This is a genomic window from Niastella sp. sgz303648, from assembly GCF_059587045.1.
Genome location: NZ_JCAPSW010000004.1, coordinates 221,898 through 243,372 on the forward strand (window position 1 = coordinate 221,898; position 21,475 = coordinate 243,372).

General features: G+C 44.8%; 10 protein-coding genes. 6 read left to right on the forward strand and 4 right to left on the reverse strand.

The features are described from left to right. Positions 1-21 precede the first annotated feature (21 nt). Both AC59IL_RS13615 and AC59IL_RS13620 read left to right on the forward strand, forming a co-directional pair. Complete coding sequence (locus tag AC59IL_RS13615) at positions 22-5,850, forward strand: carboxypeptidase regulatory-like domain-containing protein (protein ID WP_496552694.1); 5,829 nt, start codon at positions 22-24, stop codon at positions 5,848-5,850. A gap of 10 nt (positions 5,851-5,860) precedes the next feature. Further along, positions 5,861-7,900, forward strand: a complete 2,040-nt coding sequence (locus tag AC59IL_RS13620) for a hypothetical protein (protein WP_496552695.1) — start codon at positions 5,861-5,863, stop codon at positions 7,898-7,900. A gap of 163 nt (positions 7,901-8,063) precedes the next feature. Here the strand turns inward: AC59IL_RS13620 and AC59IL_RS13625 are convergent, their stop codons facing one another. Continuing rightward, on the reverse strand, positions 8,064-8,447 hold the full coding sequence (locus AC59IL_RS13625) for an SET domain-containing protein (RefSeq protein ID WP_496552696.1): 384 nt from the start codon (positions 8,445-8,447) through the stop codon (positions 8,064-8,066). Between the two features lie 216 nt (positions 8,448-8,663). Between AC59IL_RS13625 and mgtE the strand changes: the two genes are divergently transcribed. From mgtE to AC59IL_RS13645, 4 genes are all read left to right on the forward strand, one after another. Continuing rightward, positions 8,664-10,046, forward strand: a complete 1,383-nt coding sequence (gene mgtE / locus AC59IL_RS13630) for a magnesium transporter (RefSeq protein ID WP_496552697.1) — start codon at positions 8,664-8,666, stop codon at positions 10,044-10,046. Between the two features lie 41 nt (positions 10,047-10,087). Beyond that, positions 10,088-12,514 (forward strand): S9 family peptidase, encoded by a 2,427-nt coding sequence (locus AC59IL_RS13635; RefSeq protein WP_496552698.1) that lies wholly within the window; start codon positions 10,088-10,090, stop codon positions 12,512-12,514. 366 nt (positions 12,515-12,880) lie between these two features. Then, complete coding sequence (gene glmS / locus AC59IL_RS13640) at positions 12,881-14,716, forward strand: glutamine--fructose-6-phosphate transaminase (isomerizing) (RefSeq protein ID WP_496552699.1); 1,836 nt, start codon at positions 12,881-12,883, stop codon at positions 14,714-14,716. 111 nt (positions 14,717-14,827) lie between these two features. Continuing rightward, on the forward strand, positions 14,828-17,071 hold the full coding sequence (locus AC59IL_RS13645; RefSeq protein ID WP_496552700.1) for a DUF4954 family protein: 2,244 nt from the start codon (positions 14,828-14,830) through the stop codon (positions 17,069-17,071). Between the two features lie 7 nt (positions 17,072-17,078). Here the strand turns inward: AC59IL_RS13645 and AC59IL_RS13650 are convergent, their stop codons facing one another. The 3 genes from AC59IL_RS13650 to era form a co-directional block, all read right to left on the reverse strand. Then, a complete protein-coding gene (locus AC59IL_RS13650; RefSeq protein WP_496552701.1) occupies positions 17,079-18,950 on the reverse strand; it encodes a hypothetical protein in 1,872 nt (623 codons plus the stop codon). Between the two features lie 208 nt (positions 18,951-19,158). Beyond that, positions 19,159-20,475, reverse strand: a complete 1,317-nt coding sequence (gene der / locus AC59IL_RS13655; RefSeq protein WP_496552702.1) for a ribosome biogenesis GTPase Der — start codon at positions 20,473-20,475, stop codon at positions 19,159-19,161. A gap of 18 nt (positions 20,476-20,493) precedes the next feature. After that, on the reverse strand, positions 20,494-21,363 hold the full coding sequence (gene era, locus AC59IL_RS13660; protein ID WP_496552703.1) for a GTPase Era: 870 nt from the start codon (positions 21,361-21,363) through the stop codon (positions 20,494-20,496). Positions 21,364-21,475 lie beyond the last annotated feature (112 nt).

The following is a 21,475-nucleotide window of genomic DNA, read 5'->3' on the forward strand; positions in this document are numbered from 1 at the left end:
AAATATTACCCTTTTAACACCATGAAGAAATATATCCTGTACACGTTGTTACTCATTCCGCTGCTGGCAGCATGTTATACAGGTCGTGCCAATGCGCCGCTTGTAAGCATCAATCTGCAGGTGGTACCGCCCTACCCCACCCGGCTTACCGATTTGGCCGAACAACCGGGCAAGGTGATTATGACCCTGCAAAATCTGTCGCAAAGAACGCTGACCATTTATCTGCGCGTAGCCATTTCCGGTGATAATGGCATAAGCGGTATTACCGATCCCAATTATGTACCGCCTACGGCCATTACCCTGCAGGCCAACCAGATAATTCAGGCCGATTATCAAACCATCAGGAATTTATTCGACGTAAACCATATTAAATTCCAGGGCATCAAGCTGCAGGACATTATTCAAAAACAGGGCGTGCCCGAAGGCATTTATCAGATATGCGCTCAGGCATACGATTTTCAGCAACCCTCCGTAGCGCTTTCTGATCCTGCGCCCTTTGGCTGTTCTACCTTCCGGCTGGTAACGCTTGAACCGCCGATATTGATCAAACCCATGGAAGAGGAAGAACTAACACTTTTCACGCCGCAGAATGTGATCTTTTCATGGACGCTTCCCGCAGGCGCACCGCCCGGAACCCGTTACCGGTTACGCATAGTTGAAATGCTCGATGCCAAACGAAACATCAACGATGCATTTTTGTCGGCCACACAACCAACCTTTTTTGAAAAAACAGTACAGGGCAATATTTATGTTTACACACCGACCGATCCGCCCCTCGTGCAGGGCCGCAAATATGCCTGGGCAGTAACAGCGCTTGATGAAAATTATTATCAAAACCGGGTATCACATGAAGGCAACGCCTTTCGCAATAACGGCCGAAGCGAGGTACGCGGATTTATGATCAGCAAAAAAACCGACAACGACAACCGGGGCGTAGCTAAATTACCGGCAACAAATACAACACCGCGCGAGCGCGGTGGCAAAACGAAATTTACGCCCAATCTAAATTATTCAGCGCTTAACAAAAATACGTTCAAAGGACAATTAACCTGGGCGTATCGCAAAACCGAACACGGCATAGTTGGTGGTTCTATATTAATAAAAGATATGGGCAAAGCGGCTACCACCATCGGTGTAAGCACCAGTGTTGACCAGGCGCTGAATACATTTGAATCGGGCGCCGGTTCACCGGGGGCGCTGAAAAAAGCCGGCCCTCAAAAGGCCTATGGCCCTACGCCAAAAGGCAGTTCATCAAATAACAATTCGTCAGGCAGCGGTACACTCACCGGTAATCCCGATGGCGCCATGATGAACATTGTGGGTGGCGGTATGGTATCGAATGCCATGTACATTAATGGCACCGGTGCATTTGCCACAGCAGAAAAAGATTACCAGCAGGAGCTGCAGAACCAGATCAATGAAATGGCCGATGACAAACATTATCCATTGGCCAATACCGATGTGGAGTTGCATCTGTACATCAATCCCGAGATGTATAAAAAATGGCAGGCCCTGCAAAAACCGCTTGGTGAAAGCAACATCAAAACACATATTTTTCTGGGCAAAACCAAAACCGATGCACAGGGTAATTTCAATTTAAACTATTATGGCGAAATGGGTATTGGTTACGACCTTGAACTGGTGATCAACAATCCCTACTTCACCTACTCTACTATCGGCATCAAAATACAAACCGATACCAATGGCATATACGATGTAGGCGAAATGCTGGGCCTTGCTGATACTTACCGGTTAAAAGTGCAGGTAACCGACGACGATGGTAATAAATTAGATGCAGCCAAGGTAGATTTATTAAGAACCGGCGGCTTCTACGATAAAAATGCCATTACGAACAGCCTTGAGCATGAAGTGATGCGTGATGACCTTACAGATAAAGACAAAGATGAGTACAGAGGCGGTAAATCGGGCTATGCCAAACAAATTGCACCCGAGCTGGCAGGCTCCGCCAAATGCGGCGAAACCTTTACCCGCCTGTTCCTGAACCAAAGCTATAACGACCGCTACCTCGTGCGATTGTCTTTCGAAAAAGCAACCCCTAAAACATACAATTTATTCGTAAGCAGCGCTTCGGGCGGGTCGGTCGAAAATGGTGTACCGGTTATTGAAAAAACATATGTGCTGAGTTTGCCCAATCCCATCTTAACCGGCCGGGTGGTATCAAAAACCGGTGGCATACCAATAAAAGATGCCATTGTATTTGTATCGCCCAAATCAACCGAGGGCATGAATATATGGCAGATAATTGCCAAAAGCTATTCCGTAAAGACCGATGCTGAAGGAAAATTTACTGTTGAAAACATTACTCCATCCGATAAACCATACCAGCTTCAGATTACCTATAAATCAAAAACCTATACCGAATCGAAGCTGCTGTTCCTCACGCGTAGAGGGGCAACCGAAAATCGTGATCCGGTATTTATAACAGCAGCATTAACCACCGTGTGCGGTTCGGTAACCGATGCATCGGGTAATGCCATTACCGGCGCAGCCCTGCACTGGAAAGAGGGCGGCGATGTGTTTTATACCGATGATAAAGGACAATTCCTGAGCGCTCAAACAGAAGGAAAACATATAGTGATTGTACAAAGTCCGGGATATAAAGACCTTGAACAGGAGATAGAAGTAAAAGCATCAACCGATAAAGGCAAAATGCCCATTCTTGTACAAACCGGCAATATGACCGATGTGATAAATACCTGGTCGGCCGGTACCACAAAGAATGCCGGTGGCTTAACCACAGGTATGCCTTCTACCATACAAAAGATGACAGGCGCCGGTAAAGCCGGCCGGTTCGAAAATGGCGTAACAGCCGAACAGGCGGCCTTTAAAATGGTGTTTAACGGAGGGGATATTGTAACAGGTGAATATTCGTGCAACCACACACTGGTAATGACGCGCTTTTTTGTAAAAGCCACCGTAAAAGACGCCGCTACCGGCAAGCCGGTGCAAAACGCAACGGTGCAGGTGCAGTTTGCCTCAAAATCGTTTACAACCGATAAAGATGGCATAGCAGTGTTAAGTGATGTGCCTTCAGGCAGTCCGCAACTGATCACCAAAGGCCCTGCCGATGCATTGTACGAATCATCCGGCAATAACATTACAGTCGATAATACCAAAGACACCGTGGCTGTTGACATTAGTTTAAAAGCGGGCAGCAAGGCCACAGGCCAGGTAATGTCAAAAGGAGTTGCTGTTAAAAATGCTACGGTGTATGTGGTAGGTAAAGATTATATCACCACTACTACCGATGACCAGGGTAAATATTCATTAACAGGTGTGCCTGCAGGTGAGTATACCCTCCGTGGCGCCAAAGAAGGATTACTGGCCGACGACTCGGCGCTTAATTTTCTGGCCAATCAGTCGTACACGGTCAACTTCAGCTTAACCGATCCCGGATTTAATGCCACCTCGTTGTATGGCTTTAAACTCAACCTGTTTACCTCAAAACCGGGATTATCGCCCGATGAATTCATTATATCAGGCGAGTTAACCGATTTGCCCGATAACCCTGTATTTAAAAAGATGCCGGGTGAAGCGGTCAAACTGCCATTCACAGACCTTACCATTATTAAAACCGGTAGCAGCATCAAAGCCAAAAACGGTGAAGTAAAAACCGATGTATCGGAAATACAATTGCAGGCGTTTGGATATGCAGTTGTAAAATTGAGCACCGGCGATGGCTTACGGGTGAAGCCACGCAGCGGCGATATTACCAAAGGCGAAGTAACCGGCGAAATAAGCCTTGATCTGGTAAAATCCTTTGCAAGTCTTGCAGGATGGAAAGCACCTTCGTTACCCATTGCCTTTAACTCAGGCAGTGTATCGAACATTGCCGCCATTACCAGCGACGGCGCCTTAAGCGCCACATCGTTTAAACTGGGTGGTGGTGCAACCGGCTATTCTATTTATAATATCGAATTACAACCCGATTTGGAAAACAGTTCCATCAGCGCGCAGGGATTGCAGTTTAAAGGCAGTCTGAAACTGGATAAAATTCCCCTGCTGAGTGATGTTACTTTAAAGCTGAATGAAATCGACATCAATAAAAATGGTAAGGTTACCAAAGTTGACATCGCCCTTGATCCGCAACCGGTTTTGAAATTGGTTACCTGGAGCCTGAAGGTAAACGGCGTTAACCTCGATCAGTACGGATTAAAGTTCAGTGGCAATATGGATGTGCCGGTTCCCGGTTCACCCGTTGCGCAAATTGGTTTTAATAATTTGTCTGTGGGAGAATCAGGTATCAGCGCCGGCAGCTTTTTCATGCCCGATGCCGGTATAAACATCTTCAACCTGGTGTCGTTTAAGTCGCCCGCGGGTACCGAGTTCTCGTTACAAAAAATGCCCGGTTCAACCCATTACCAGTTAATAGGCGGGGGTACGTTCAGTGTACCTAAGTTTATCAAAAAAGAGCTGGTGCTGGATAATTTCAACGTATCGACCAACGGCAATTTTGGAGCAACTGCCAAGGTAGATTTTACAGTAGGCTTTGCCGATATGGCCGATTTAACCATTAATAAAGTTGGTTTTAATACCGCCGACAAAGAAATTATTGTAGGGGGTAAGTTCAAACTCAGCATACCCAACTTTGGCATCGGCGCACAGGGCACCATTCATTATAAGCCCGGTTCGGTTTCGGTTGATGACCTGGGTATTGAATTCAATTTGTCGTCGGCCATAGCCATGGCCGCTACGGTGAAGTTTAAAAATGAAAATGAATTTGGCGGAGAGGGCTATTTAAAACTGGCCGGATTGATCGATGGCGTAGGACTTGGTTTCTCCTATAAAAAACTAACAGGCGGCATCGATGTAAACGCATCATTCAAAACGGGTATGATAATACCGCTTGGACTGGTAAAGCTCGATAATCTCGGTGGTGGTTTTGGATTGAACACGGCTACTTCAACCTACACGGTTTTTGCCAGCGGCCGCATTACCGCAGCGCCCGACCCCGTTGGTTTGATTGCCATGGACCCGGTTAAATTAACCATCAGCAGCACGCCTGCCGGCCCGGTTTTAACCGGTGAGGCCGAAGTAAAAGTATTAACCAGCTGGAAGGTGGCACAGGCTGTGTTGAAAATTGATTTTCCCAATAAACAATTTTATATAGATGCCAAAATGGGTGCGGGCTTTAATCTTATAAAAGGCATCGGTGCTCAGTCAGATGCCGGTGTTCATATGGAACTGAATGCCAAAGACGACTTGTACTGGTTTGTTTCGGCTTATACCAATACCAGCATTGCGCATATATTCAGCAGCGGAGTAACCATTGCCGCAGGCTGGAACGTACCGCGTACCGCGCATCCCTCACTGAGCAGCATACCCGATTTTGTATTAACAGGCGGCCGTTTATATGGTGGCTATTTTGGGGCTGCTACCTACCTCGATCTTACATCGCCTGATGTGGGCGTAAAAGACATTGCCAGCGTAAAAGGATGGTACCGCTATAACAGCGATGTAAAAGTGTATGCCAACTTTAAGGCGCCTGCCTTCGGCATTAAATTCGATGGCGCCTGGGAAGCCGGTGGCGAGGCCGACTTTGTTAGCCTGCCGGTGGCATCGGCCAGCATTGCAGTAAAAGGAGGTTTCGATGGCAACTATTCTTCTGGCGGATGGGGTATTGGCGGTTCGTTAAGCGCTGATGTAAGCGCCCATATCGGATGCGATGGCGGTTGTAACGGCATTACCTGGGGTTGTTGTTTTAATGCCTGCATAGTAGGTTGCGAAGTATGTCCCTGCCCCTGCGGCGCAAAAATATGTGTTGGCGGCACGGTGAATGTCAGCTACAACAGCGGTGATGGATTACATTTTGGTTTGTCAGTTTTCTAAATAATAAACAATGAACAAGTATTTATATAGCCTGTTATTATTTGCAACGCCTGTTCTTTGCACAGCGCAAACAGGTTCTTCGGTACCTGTAAAAGAAGGCAAAGAGGGCATTTATATTTTTCTGGCCAATCAGGCACTGCACCCGCGCAACACTGCTTACTTTTTCGGCGGCGCTACTATTTCAAGGGCCGAAGGCGCTAACGGTAAAATGCATGAAGTAGCCCGGTTCAAAGCAGCCGAATCGCTCGAAGCATTTCGAAAGATTACAGGTAATGATGCCATTTCTTTTATTAAAAAGTTGAAAAAAATAAGCGATGATGATGCTTTGTGGAAGTACATCACTTCGCATCATAAAATTGAAGAGTACGGTTTGCTGGCCATGAACCCGCTGTTTCTCGAAGCGATGGGCGCCTGCTACATCGATCGCGAAAGCAGGTCATTGCCCGGCAATACTACACTCCGTTATAAAATTGATTTTATTCCTAACCAGTCTGCCACAAAATCCGGTGCAGTTGAAGGCAGCATTATAACAGGTGTTAAACCGGCCATAGCCAAACCGGTGATTGAAAAAATGATCGAGAACGATTCGTCGATCGTTGTATCATGGAAAAGTACGGTGGCCGCTTCGCCTGATGCTATTTATGGCGAAATATGGCGAAAGAAAGGAAATTATGGCCGGTACGAACGCGTTGGGTTAACATTGGCGCGTAAAGACGACAAACAACAATCGATCATTTATTCATGGCACGAAGTAACGGAACCCAATACGCAGTATTATTTTTATGTATTGCCCACTACTCTTGCAGGCTTACCCGGTCCTGCTTCTGATACGGCATCGGCCATTGCAAAAAGCTTTGCTTCCATTGAGCAAAGCAGCTTTATGAAAGCAACCGACACCACGCATGGTATTTATTTATCGTGGCAGCCTCCGCAGCAGGTGAATTTGTTTGCAGGATTGATTGTTGAAAGAAGCAAGATCAACACTACCCGCTTTGAACCGCTGGATACACTGTCTGCTTCGGCATCTGATTATCTCGATGCTCATGTGTTGCCCAATGTTTTGTATCATTATCGCATTCGCATGATCAGCATACGGCAAAATGCATTAACGGTATCGGCACAAACGTCGGCCACGCATAAAGATGAACATCTTTTTATGGAAGCGCCCGAAAACTTCAGGGCTGTGCCACAGGAAAATGGCATTACGCTCAGCTGGAAAAAATCGTCATGGCCCGATGTGTCGGGCTATTATGTATACCGAGCCGGTAATAACAACGAATGGGAACTGGTGTCGAATCTTGTTAAAGACACCGTATTTACCGATTCATCGGTACATAATGCCCGCATGCAGTACAAATACACCGTAGTCTCGGTTAATTATAATAATGTAAAAAGTGAATTTGCCACCGCAGCTTTTGCCCGTATAAATAAAACAGCGGCGCCAGCTATGCCGCTGGGTGTACTGGCAGCAGCAGATGGCGGAAGAATATTGTTAAGCTGGAAGGATATGCGCGGCAATGATGAACTGGTGAGCGGATATAATATCTATCGCCGTAAAATCAACACCGTTACGCAAAAAACCGACCGCGAACTAACCACGGATGCATTAAAACAAAATGGTTTTGCAAAAGTCAATACACAGCCATTAACTGAAGTAACCTATACCGATGTTACGGCCGGCGCCGGCCTGTTTGAATATGCCGTTACATCGGTAGATGCAATGACCAGTGAAAGCAATGCCTATAGTTCGGTGATTGTTACAGCTGCCGCCATAGGTTACCGGGCTCCGGCCGATGTTTCGGCCCGAAAAACCAGTAAGGGTATTGAAATTACCTGGGGCGCCAGTCTGCAACCCGGCATTTCGCAGTACCAGGTATACCGCCGTGTTTCAACAGAAAAAGCGGCAACGCTGATAGGCAGTGTACCGTTGAGCCAGCTTTCTTTCATCGATACCAAAGTCGCAGCCGGACAATTATATTTTTATTCGGTAAAGGTTAATGCCGGCAATGCCACCAGCGAAGCAAGCATTGAAAAGGGAGTGAGAAACTAAGGTACAAGGCACAAGAATCAAGGCACAAATATAAGGTTACAGATTACAAGTTACAGGTTGCAGGGGTACCGGGAGTATCCTTGTAACTTGTAACCTGCAACCTGAAACATTTACCCGGCCTATTGCCCATTGCCCACTGCCTTTTTTACTTAAAACTTAGAACTTAAACAGCCTCAAACCACAACGGCTTTGCATCATTCCAGTCGCCGTTGTAATTAATAAACAATTCCTCCCCTGCTTTAATGGCTCGAATGGTTTTGATGGTGATCAGTTCGTTGTCGTAATCCATTTCATATTCGCAGTTTGATTTGTAGGAATGATTATACACAGGCACATACCCCAAAGCCATACAGCACTGGTTTCGTTTATCGCCCCATTCAAATATGTAATCGTGCAGTAAAGTCTGGTCAAGCAACTTGCGGTCGTTTTGGGTCATTACGATCACTGGTGCTATTTCAACCACGGTACCGGACTTTAATTTTTCCGAAGTAAACACGCCCCGCCCCATTTGTTGGGTAGGCGCAATAAAAAGACAAGGCAAAATCATTGCAAATGTTGAATATTGAATGATGAATTTTGAATGTCGAATGTAGAGAATTTAATGGTTTTATTGTTGAAGGTTTGATTATTGGTTTGCCGAATGATCAAACTGTTAATTCTTCCCGCCCCGCTGTCCGCCACTCGCTATTTACCGCCTGCTTTTATTAATTTTCAAATTTGCACATTTTCAAATTTTCAAATTATTCCTCGGTAAATTTGGCGCATGAGTACGGAACTTGAAAATCCCAGAGAACAATTCCTCGACCTCATGAGGCAGGAAGATGTATTGCAGATGCGGGAATTTTTGAACGACCAGAACATCAGCGAGGTGGCTGAACTGATCAATGAATTTCCCGAATATTCAAGCCAGATCATAGGCAATATGAGCATTCACCGGGCATCCAGTGTATTTAAAATACTCGACCTGGCGGCCCAGAAAGCCATTATACAGGAATTGCCGCCCTTTAAAACGGCCGAATTGCTGAACGAACTGCCGGCCGATGACCGTACCTCCTTTCTCGAAGAACTACACAGCGAAGTAGTAAAAGAGCTCATTAAATTACTCGATCCCGAAGAACGGAAAGTTACCCTTACGATGCTGGGCTACCCCGAAAGCAGCGTGGGCCGCCTGATGACCCCCGACTATATTGCCGTGCAGCTCGACTGGACGGTACAGGAAGTGCTTGACCATATACGGGAAGTGGGTAAAGACAGCGAAACCATTGACGTGATTTATGTAGTGAACGATCGCGGTGAATTTGTCGACGACGTTCGTATCAGGGAAATTATCCTGGCCAATCCGCAAAAAATGATCGAAGACATTATTGATAACCGTTATATAACCCTGCACGTTAACGACGATCAGGAAGTAGCCAACCAAACCTTTAAAATGAACAACCGCGTGGCCCTGCCGGTGGTTGATGATAAAAACATACTGCTCGGTATTGTAACCATCGACGACGTGTTGTGGGTAGCCAACGAAGAGTTCAGCGAAGACATTCAAAAAATCGGTGGTACCGAAGCGCTTGATGAACCCTACCTTGAAATGCCCATCATAAAATTGTTCAAAAAAAGGGTGGTATGGCTCATCGTATTGTTCCTGGGCGAAATGCTTACCGCAACAGCCATGGGTTATTTTGAAGATGAAATTGCCAAAGCAGTGGTGCTGGCCCTGTTTGTTCCCCTTATCATTTCAAGTGGTGGTAACAGTGGATCACAGGCTTCTACCCTTATTATTCAGGCCATGGCGGTGGGCGAAATTACCATCGCCGACTGGTGGCGGGTGATGCGGCGCGAAATCACCAGCGGTTTATTGCTGGGCACTATATTAGGGCTTATTGGCTTTATACGGGTGGTGCTCTGGAATAGTATATTTCACACTTATGGCGCTCATACCTTGCTTATTGGCAGTACCGTGGGTTTTTCATTGCTGGGCGTAGTACTATGGGGAACAGTTTCGGGATCTATGTTGCCTATCTTATTAAAAAAACTGGGCGCCGACCCGGCCACTTCTTCTGCCCCCTTTGTAGCCACGCTGGTAGACGTAACCGGGCTGGTGATTTACTTTTCAATGGCATACCTGTTTTTAAGTGGTATTTTGTTATAGCCGGGCGGCATATTTTCACCGTTTTCGCCTAATTTCCACCTATGAAAAAATTGCTATTCCCGGCTCTGTTTTTCCAGACCTTTCTATCCTACAGCCAGCTGAATTCTTTAACCGTAGAAAAGATCATGCGCGACCCGAAGTGGATCGGCACCTCGCCTTCGAATCCTTTCTGGTCGGCCGATGGCAAATACCTGCTGTTTAACTGGAACCCCGATAATGCAACTTCCGATTCGGTATACTATATTTCTGCCGTAACAACTACTCCCCAAAAAACAACCTGGCAATTTCGGCAGGCAGCCATTGCCGATAACCTGATACGTTACAACGCCCAACATAGCGCGTATGTGTATGCCTACGAGGGTGATATTTACCTGGTGAATGTAAAAACAGGCATCCCTAAACGGATAACACAAACCAACGAAACCGAAAGCGCACCCGCCTTTTCATTCAACGATAACAAAATAGTTTACATACGCGATCAAAATGCCTATGCCTGGGATATTACAACAGGCGCCACTACGCAGCTAACCGGTTTTCAAACAATAGCCGCACCGGCAGCCACTACAACAGCTGCCACCCAGCGAGGTAACCAACCGCCTGCAGTAAAAAACAACCGTAATGCAATAACCGGCAACACGCAGGAAAAATGGTTGCAGCAGGAAGCGCTTGAAAACTCCGCCGTTTTATTACGGCGGAAACAAAAAAAAGACCTGGCCGATTCAATGCTGAAGCAATTCATAAAAGAAAAAACGCTTCGTACCATTAACGTAGAGGGTAAAAATGTATCGGCGCTCAATGTCAGTTATGATGGCCGTTTTGTTTTGTATAGATTAACAACAACAACATCACCCAAAACCACCATCGTACCCAATTATGTAACCGAAAGCGGATTTACCGAAGATATTGCCGGGCGCACCAAAGTTGGCGTAACGCAAAGCAAACAGGAGCTGTATGTTTTCGACAGGGAAAAAGATACCGTGCTGCTGGTTAAAACCGATTCTGTTCCCGGCATCCACGATCTGCCTGATTATGTTAAAGATTATCCGGCAGTATATGCTGAAGCAGGCAAACACCCGCCGCTTCGCCCGGTAAACATCATAAATACCAAATGGGCGCCGGGTAAAAATTATGCAGTGGTTGAATTGCGGGCACAGGATAATAAAGACCGCTGGCTGTTATTGCTCGACGGCGAAACAACCCATTTAACATTGCTCGACCGCCAGCGCGACGAAGCCTGGATAGGCGGTCCGGGAACCTTTAACTTTTCAGGCAACAGTACCGGCTGGGTTAATGATCAAACTTTCTGGTTTCAGTCAGAAGCCACCGGTTATTCGCATATGTACACCATCAATGTAGTAACAAAAGAAAAGAAAGCGCTCACCGCTGGCAATTACGAAGTGATGAGCGCGCAGTTATCGAACAGCAAAAAGTATTTTTATATTACCACCAATGAAGTGCATCCCGGCGAACAGCAGTTTTATCGGTTGCCCGTAACAGGTGGCAAGGCCGAACGCATTACCACATTAACCGGCGCCAACACAGTAAGCATTTCACCCGATGAAAAGTGGATTGCCATTCTATATTCCTACAGCAATAAACCCTGGGAATTGTACCTGCAGGAAAACAAACCCGGCGGAAAATTAAAACAAATAACCACTCTTGCGCAAAGCAATGATTTCAGGTCATATGCATGGAAAGACCCTGAAGTAATTACGTTTACTGCACGTGATGGTGCACAGGTATATGCAAGAGTATTTCGCCCTGCAAAGGAGCATGCCGCCAAACCGGCGGTAATATTTGTACATGGCGCCGGCTATTTGCAAAACGCCCACAAATGGTGGAGCACTTATTTCAGGGAATATATGTTCAATAACCTGCTTGCCGATAATGGCTATACCGTGCTCGATATCGATTACCGGGGAAGTGCCGGTTATGGTAAAAACTGGCGTACCGGCATTTACCGTTATATGGGAGGTAAAGACCTGGACGATATTGAAGACGGCGCCCGTTATCTGGTGCAAAAATTGGGGGCAAACCCGCACCATATCGGCCTCTATGGCGGTTCATATGGTGGTTTTATAACTTTAATGGCATTATTCACAAAACCTCGTATATTTGAGGCTGGAGCCGCGTTAAGGCCCGTTACAGACTGGGCACACTACAATCATGGCTACACCTCCAATATTTTAAATGAACCTTTTAATGACAGCATTGCGTATCGTCGCAGTTCGCCCATTAACTTTGCAGCCGGTTTAGAAGATCATTTGCTCATATGCCACGGAATGGTTGATGTAAATGTTCATTTTCAGGATGTTGTTCGTCTCACGCAACGCCTTATTGAACTGGGCAAAGACAATTGGGAACTCTCCGTTTATCCGTTGGAAGATCATGGCTTTGTTGAGCCTGAAAGTTGGACAGACGAATACAAAAGAATCTTCCGGCTATTTGAAACCTGGCTGAAAAAATAATCCATTTTTCCTCAATTAAAACGCTGAACGCTCAAAGCAAAACGCTAAATGCGAAATGCGGAACGCAAAACGCTGAACGCGAAATGCGGAACGCGAAATGCAAAACGCTGAACGCGTAACGCAAAAAGCGGAAACGCAGAACGTCTGAAAGCCAAACGAGAAAGCAAGAGCCCAAAATGGCTGTCTTTCGCGTTAAGCCTTAAGCATTGGGCGTTAAGCATTAAGCGTACCACTTAAATGGTATGTTAACCTTGTAAGATTTACTTACAACATGGCCCTTTTTTTAATAATATTGCGCAACCGTTTGCGCGACTTTTTTATATTACCTGACACTTAGAAAATTTGTAAACTTAAACCCTTGTAAATATGTGCGGAATCGTTGCATATATAGGAAGCAAAGAAGCTTACCCGATTATTTTAAAAGGATTAAAACGGCTTGAATATCGCGGATACGACAGCGCCGGTGTTGCCTTACTGAATTCCGGTTTGAATGTGTATAAGAAAAAAGGCAAAGTAGCCGACCTCGAAGATTCACTGGTTGGTAAAGACCTGCATGCGAATATCGGAATCGGCCATACACGTTGGGCAACCCATGGCGAACCCTGCGACCGCAATGCCCACCCTCACCGATCCGAAAACGGCAAGCTGGCCATGATTCATAATGGCATTATAGAAAATTACAACCAGCTAAAAAGCGAATTACAGAAAAAAGGGTATTCATTTATAAGCGATACCGACACCGAAGTTTTGCTGAAGTTTATTGAAGATATTCAGCAAAACAATAAATGCGGTCTTGAAGAAGCCGTACGTATTGCACTCAAACGCGTAGTAGGCGCTTATGTAATTATTTTGATCGACCAGGATAATCCCGATACGCTCATTGCAGCACGCAAGGGAAGTCCGCTGGTAATTGGTATTGGTAAAGACGAACATTTTCTGGCCTCCGATGCATCTCCCATTATCGAATACACCAAAAAAGTAGTGTATGTAAACGATTATGAGCTCGCCATCATAAAGCCCAATGAACTGATATTAAAAAACCTCGGTAACGAAAAGATCACGCCGTTTGTTCAACAGCTCGATCTTGAACTGGCAGCCATTGAAAAAGGTGGTTATGATCATTTCATGCTGAAGGAAATTTTTGAACAGCCACATACTGTTTTTGATTGTTTACGCGGTCGCGTTGATGCTGCTAACGGCACCATTACCATGGCTGGTGTTGAAAATAATCTTGAACAGCTTAAAACGGCACAACGCATTATCATTATTGCCTGCGGCACCAGCTGGCATGCAGGATTACTGGCTGAATATATTTTTGAAGAATTATGCCGCATTCCTGTTGAAGTAGAATATGCATCGGAGTTCCGCTACCGCAACCCGGTAGTCAACAAAGGCGATGTGATCATTGCCATATCGCAAAGCGGCGAAACCGCCGATACGCTGGTGGCCATTGAAAAAGCCAAAGAACAGGGAGCCCTGATATTCGGTATTGTGAATGTTGTAGGTTCATCAATTGCGCGTGTATCGCAGGCGGGCGCTTATACCCATGCAGGTCCCGAAATTGGCGTGGCCAGTACCAAGGCCTTTACAGCCCAACTGGCAGTATTAACCATTATTGCGTTGAAACTGGCTCACGAAAAAGGAACCATCGATAACAAACGCTTCCTGCACCTGTTAAACGAGCTGCAGGATATACCCGAAAAAATTCCGGCAGCATTAAAACAAACAGAAGCAATTAAAGCACTGGCTGAAAAATATAAAGATGCCCGCGACTTCCTTTACCTTGGTCGTGGTTATAACTTCCCTATAGCCCTCGAAGGCGCCTTAAAGCTGAAAGAAATTTCTTATATACATGCAGAGGGGTATCCCGCTGCAGAGATGAAACACGGACCTATAGCCCTGGTAGATGAAAGCCTGCCTGTAGTATTCATAGCCACCAAAGATTCTTACCATGAAAAGATCATCAGCAATATTCAGGAAATAAAAGCCCGGAAAGGAAAAGTAATTGCTGTTATCACAGAAGGCGATGATACTATCACCAAAATGGCAGATGATGTAATTGTTGTTCCCCAGGCCGATGAACTGGTAGCCCCGATGTTGAGCGTAGTTCCTTTACAGTTACTGGCTTATTATATCGGCGTTGCCAAAGGATTGGATGTTGACAAACCAAGAAACCTGGCTAAATCAGTTACTGTGGAGTAAGAAAAACGATCGGCAATAGACAATACCCAATCAGCAATTGTAATTATCGATCGCCAATTGCCGATTGCAAATTGCCAATTGACTATTGACCATTCACCAACGAACACACCCATGAACGAAATCAATCGCAAACCGCTTAATAGTTTAGGCTATAATTTTATTCCATCGCTGTATCTTCCCAAGGGAAAAGATGAATATTACCTGCGCAATAAACAGGTAAAAAATGGCATTCATTACCGGCACCTCACCGCTTATGAAATTGAAGTGCTGGTACGCAACCGCAATACATCCGACGACTGGAATAAACTATTGGTATCTGATGCGTTTAATCCCGAACTGGTTCAAAACTGCAAGTTCTTCGGACTTGTACGCATTGGTAAACTGGAACCTTATTATCTCGAATACCATAACCTGCGCAGGCCTGTTGGATTTTACAACAGCACGGTGATCAGCTGCGATTTTGGCGACAACGTGGTAGTAGATAATGTGAACTATATTTCGCATTACATTATCGGTAATGATGTAATGCTGGTAAACTGTAACGAAATCGCAACCACCGATCATTCCAAATTCGGCAATGGCATCTTAAAAGAAGGCGAGCCTGAAAATATTCGCATATGGATGGAAATATGTAATGAAAACGCAGGTCGCAGTATTCTTGCTTTCGACGGTATATTGCCCGGCGATGCATTTTTGTGGACCTATTTCCGCGACGACGATCAGCTGCTCAACCGCTTTAAAGATTTTACCGAGAAAAAATTTGACGCACTGAGAGGTTATTACGGTACCATCGGCGACAGAACCGTTATAAAAAATTGCCGCATCCTGAAAGATGTAAAGATCGGCAGCGATGCATATCTGAAAGGCGCCAATAAAATAAAAAACGTAACCATTAATTCTTCCGCCGAAGCCAATACCCAGGTGGGTGAAGGATGTGAGCTGGTAAATGGTATTATTGGTTATGGATGCCGGTTGTTCTATGGCGTAAAGGCAGTACGTTTTGTACTGGCTTCGCACTCGCAGTTAAAATACGGCGCCCGGCTTATCAACTCATACCTGGGCGATAACTCAACCATATCATGCTGCGAAGTATTGAACTCGCTCATCTTCCCTTCGCACGAACAGCACCATAACAACTCGTTTTTGTGTGCTGCCCTTGTTCAGGGTTTAAGTAACATGGCAGCCGGCGCAACTGTTGGGTCGAACCACAATTCGCGCAGTCCGGATGGAGAAATAATTGCCGGCCGTGGCTTTTGGCCTGGCCTGTGTGTGAGCCTCAAACATAATTCAAAGTTTGCGTGCTTTACCATTATGGCCAAGGGCGATTATCCGGCCGAGTTAAATATTCCGATTCCGTTTTCGCTCGTAAGCAACGACGTAACCAATAATCAACTGGTGGTAATGCCCGGTTACTGGTTCTTATATAACATGTATGCGCTGGCCCGCAACTCATGGAAGTATACCGACCGCGATAAACGCATCGACAAAACACAAGCACTGGAGTTTGATTTTCTGGCGCCCGATTCGGTTAATGAACTGGTTCAGTCGATAACCTTATTGCAAAAGTTCACCGGCAAAGCCTGGCTGAAAAGAGAAGGCAACCATAAAAAGGTTTCTGAAGAAGAAGTGATTGCCATTGGCAAAGTGCTGCTCGATACCCAGGATCCCGTAGTGAACGAACTGGTTATACTGGCCGACAATTTCGAAAACAGTCGCCGCCCGGTTAAGATCATTAAAGTATTGCGTTCGTACAACCTGTTTAAAGAACTGGTGAATTATTACCTGGTTCAGCAGCTGTTACAACATATACGCAATAACAATATTAAAACGGCAGAACAACTGATCGAAAGCCTGCCTTCAAAAACGGCCTTATCGCCCTGGATGAACGTTGGCGGACAACTGATACTTCGTTCAGAGATCGACAAACTGATAAAGCAGATCAACGGCGGCAAGGTGAAAGACTGGGAAGCAGTGCACAATTTTTATATACAGCAGGGCAAAAATTATCAGAACGAAAAGCTGGCGCACGCTATGGCGGCCCTGAAAGAAGTGTTTGATATTAATATAAAGAAGGCAAGTCCTGCGATCATTAAAAGCCTGTTGCATCAAAGCATCGCTACCCGCGAGTGGATGGTAAAGGAAATTTATGAATCACGTGCGAAAGATTACCGCAATCCTTTCCGCAAAATGGTTTATGAAAACCAGGAGGCCATGAACAAAGTAGTAGGCAAGCTCGAAGACAACAGCTTTATTAAACAGGAACAGAAAGGGCTTGAAGAATACAAGAAGGAGATTCAGCAGTTGGTTACCAAATTAAAGTTAGAGAGTGCTAACAGAAAACTTAAAACAACCTGATATATCCCTAATTTATTCCTTTTACAAAACGTAACATATTCGAAGGCTGTCCTTTATCGGTAAAAGCCCGGATGCAATACACACCGGCAGGTAACGACAGCAGTGGCACCGGTAAACTGTTTATACCCCGCTCCATAGTGGCGGTTATTGTTTTCACAACCTGCCCGGTAATAGAAGTAATATAAAAAGTTACCCGGGCTTTTTCCATTGCCTGGCAGGCAAGCACAGGCAATGGCGCAGAGGTGATATACAACAATTGCAAATAAGACAACCGGCGATTGCCGCTTACATTTCGGTTAATTGGCACCGTATCATTTATCAATGCAAGCGGACTATTGGCTGCAACACTGCTGCCCAGCGTAAAAAATTCCGGTGCAGCGATCAGGTCGGTTATATTGTTGCTTACTACAGAACCACGGCTACCGGCCGTTCCGGTAACTGCCGTATTGCCTGCATTCACCCATTCATTGTTGGTCAAACGGGTTACTCTATAGGTTGAAAGATCAGTTCCAACTCCATTGTTGGGATCATTAAACGATAATTCGATGGCTGTTGAGGGTGAAGGGCTAACATCTGCCTGAACCGTCCAATATTCAATATTCGAAATATGATGGATACCCGAACCATACACAGCACTAATCTGTTGCGGATTGCTTTTAAAAAACTCGACTGTAAAATGGCCGGTGGCATTTTTCAATGCCAGCCAACCCATGGTGTTTTCTTTTCCAACCGGAAATAAAAAATGTGGGGCACCGGAAATATTTTCTTTACGTAATGGCCCGTTAACAAAACTGTTGTTCGACAAGCTGTCGGCCGTAATACTACATCCTGAAAGCAAGGTCAGCATATTAGCAGAAGAAGTAGTTATTGCTCCACGCACCAGGTTTAATGAATATGGTAACGACAAAGGCGATAATAGGGTAGCGCCAGCGGCATTATTCATTTTGATAGCAACCTTGTCTTTGATTATGCCTTTACAATCTATCTGCTGATTGATGGTTCCGTTAAAAATAATTTCAGAAGAAGCCGTGCCTGTTTCACCAATAATGCCGGCAGACGATTGCAGCATATGACGGTTAACAGCAGTTACCAATGAACGGGTAGAGTTGGCAAGATTAATGATTCCGCCCTGTTGAATTAAATCACGCCCAATAAAAAGAGTGTCGGATAAATTCAAACTAAGCGATACACCGGCCCCTGTTTCAAGATCGGTTCTAACGGTAACCGTGTTGGTACCGGAGGCGGTATAAGTTACTGTGCCATTCATGGCATTGGAAGAAAGCACCAGTTTTCCATATGTTCGACCGCTTAATGAAATGGTACTTGAGGCAGTTGGTATATCAAATTCAAATATTCCTTCTTCAGTTCCCGGTGATTTTGATAAAACTGTTATAATAGCAGCATGGCTGCGCTGGCTGTTTTGAACAAACCGGCCTCCATTATTGATCTTCAATGAATCAGAAATTTCAACCGGTTCGCCACCTGCAGCCCCGGATGAATTTTTAAAAACGCCCCCATTACCGATCACCATTCCATAAACACTACCGGCAACTTTAAAAGCAGGGATGGCTGTATTGGTAACGGGTAAAATCAATTGAATGCTATTGCCTGTAAGCGCCGCAATATTTATTGACTTTATCTGAACACCCACATTACCCGGGGGCAACGTTACCGTGTAAGATGCATTGATAAATGTATTGTCTAAAACTACCTCGTCAGTAACTGCAGGAAGTACATCGCCGGTCCAGTTTTGGGCTGTCATCCATTGGCCATCACCTGCATCACCGTCCCACCTGATTTGACTATAAGCGGAGAAATTAATGAAAAGGACAAAAAATAGCAGCGGCTGCAAAGTTCGCAACAGTTTTCTATTACGCATAACAGTTAAGTTTATGCCACTTTGAGAGCCTTTGTAAAACCGAAGTTAAAAAAATAATTATTTACACCAAATAAAAAATTAACTTTTTCGCATATATATTATGTGCAGACGTCAGAAAAAACCTGATTATTCCCATCGATATGGAATTCCAGGTTACTTAGTTTATTCAGAAACCTATAGCTATACAAAATACAGAAAGCGTTTCACATCACTTCTTTCTAAAGAAAAGGCGTACAGGCACACCGGTAAATTTAAAATGCTGACGCAATTGATTCTCGAGATAATTTTTATAAGGTTGTTTTACGTCGTCGGGGTAATTACAGAAAAACGCAAACGACGGAACATGCGTTGGTAACTGGGTTACATATTTAATACGTATGGGATTGCCACGAACCACCGGAGGCTGATAGGCAGCAATGGCCTTCAACATTACTTCGTTTAATTCTGAAGTGGGTATTTTACGTTGTTTGCTTTCGTATACATCAAGCGCCACTTCTATGGCCTTATGAATACGCAGCTTTTCAAGCGCAGAAATAAATAAGATAGGTACATCACTAAAAGGCGCAATTCTTTTCTTCAATTCATTTTCATAATCACGCGCAGTATTGGTTGCTTTTTCCATTGTATCCCATTTATTCACCAAAAGCACAATGCCCTTCCCTTTTTTCACAGCCAAACTAAATATGCTCAGGTCCTGGGCCGTAATGTTTTTTTCAGCATCCAGCACCAGCAAACATACATCGGCTTCATCCATGGCTTTAATGGCCCTGATCACCGAATAAAACTCCAGGTCTTCGTGCACTTTTGTTTTACGGCGAATACCGGCCGTATCAATAAGTACAAATTCTTTTTGAAAAAGATTATAGTGGGTATGAATGGTATCGCGGGTTGTACCGGCAATTTCACTAACAATAGTACGCTCCTGCCCTATTAATGCATTTAATAAAGATGACTTCCCTACATTCGGCTGACCAATAATGGAAAATTTAGGGAGTGCGCCTTCTGCCAGCACTTCGGCCGCCTGTTCATCGCTAATTAAAGCAGCCACGGCATCGAGCAGTTCACCTGTACCGCTGCCACTCATCGATGAAAGGAAAAAGATATTATCAAATCCGAGTCCGTAAAATTCAGTTGCTTCGAGCAGGCGTTCGTGATTATCTACTTTATTCACCACCAGAAACACCGGTTTGGCAGCACGGCGTAACACATCGGCCATCGACTCATCGAGGTTGGTAATACCGGTAGCGGCATCTACCATAAACAATAAGGCATTCGCTTCTTCAACGGCAATCATTACCTGTTTACCGATCTCTTTTTCAAAAATATCTTCGCTCTGCGGTACAAAACCACCTGTATCGATAATATTAAACGATTTACCATTCCAATCGGCTACACCATACTGGCGATCGCGGGTAACACCGCTGACATCATCCACTATTGCTTTGCGTTGCTCAAGCAAACGATTAAAAAAAGTACTTTTCCCTACATTGGGTCGTCCAACAATTGCTACTGTATAACCTGCCATAACGTTGCTCAAAAATTATTAGTGATAGCCGTATTCTTTTAACATGAACTCATTATCGCGCCACTTAGGCCGCACTTTAACAAACAGTTCCAGAAATACCTTTTGTTCGAGAAACTGTTCAATATCCTTTCTGGCATCTGTACCCAGTTGCCGGATCATTTTACCACCTTCACCCAGTAAAATCCCTTTCTGCGACTCGCGGTTTACTATAATGTCAGCAGCAATTTTAACCAGGGTCGATTTCTCTTTAAATTCATTAACTATAACCGTTGTATGATAGGGTATTTCTTCCTGGTACAAATAAAATATTTTCTCACGTATCATTTCTGCACAAAAAAAGCGGGTAGGCAGGTCGGTCATTTCATCTCCTTCAAAAAAAGGAGGATTCTCGGGTAAAAATTTCAGAATTGTATTGAGAAGATCGTTAATGCCCGATTTTTTCAGGGCCGAAATACCCACCAATTCTTTGCAATATGGCTTTGAACCGAAAAATGCAAATACCTCTTCTTTTTTCGCCGCCTTCGCTTCATCAAGCTTATTAATAACAATAACAGCGGGCACTTTCAAATGAAGCGATTCAAATATAGCGTTTACCTCCTCGTGGTTTTCATTAATATCAACCAATAGCAGGGCTACATCAGTATCTTCAAGGGCCTGCTTTACGGCCATCATCATTTTTTCCTGCAGTTTATATTTGGGCTCAATGATGCCGGGAGTGTCGGAAAAAATGATCTGATAATCAGGTTCTGTTACAATTCCCTTAATGCGATGCCGGGTTGTTTGCACTTTAGGCGACACAATAGCCAGCTTTTCGCCCATCAGGGCATTCAGCAAAGTGCTTTTACCCGCATTGGGCCTGCCAAATATGCTAACAAAACCTGCTTTCATAACTGTTTAAAAACTTTGCAAAGGTATAAAATTAAACAGCCCCGCCGTTGGCGAGGCCATACTGGTTGACGTAAAAAAAGGATTAACCTTTCATTCAGGTTTGGTGCCGGAT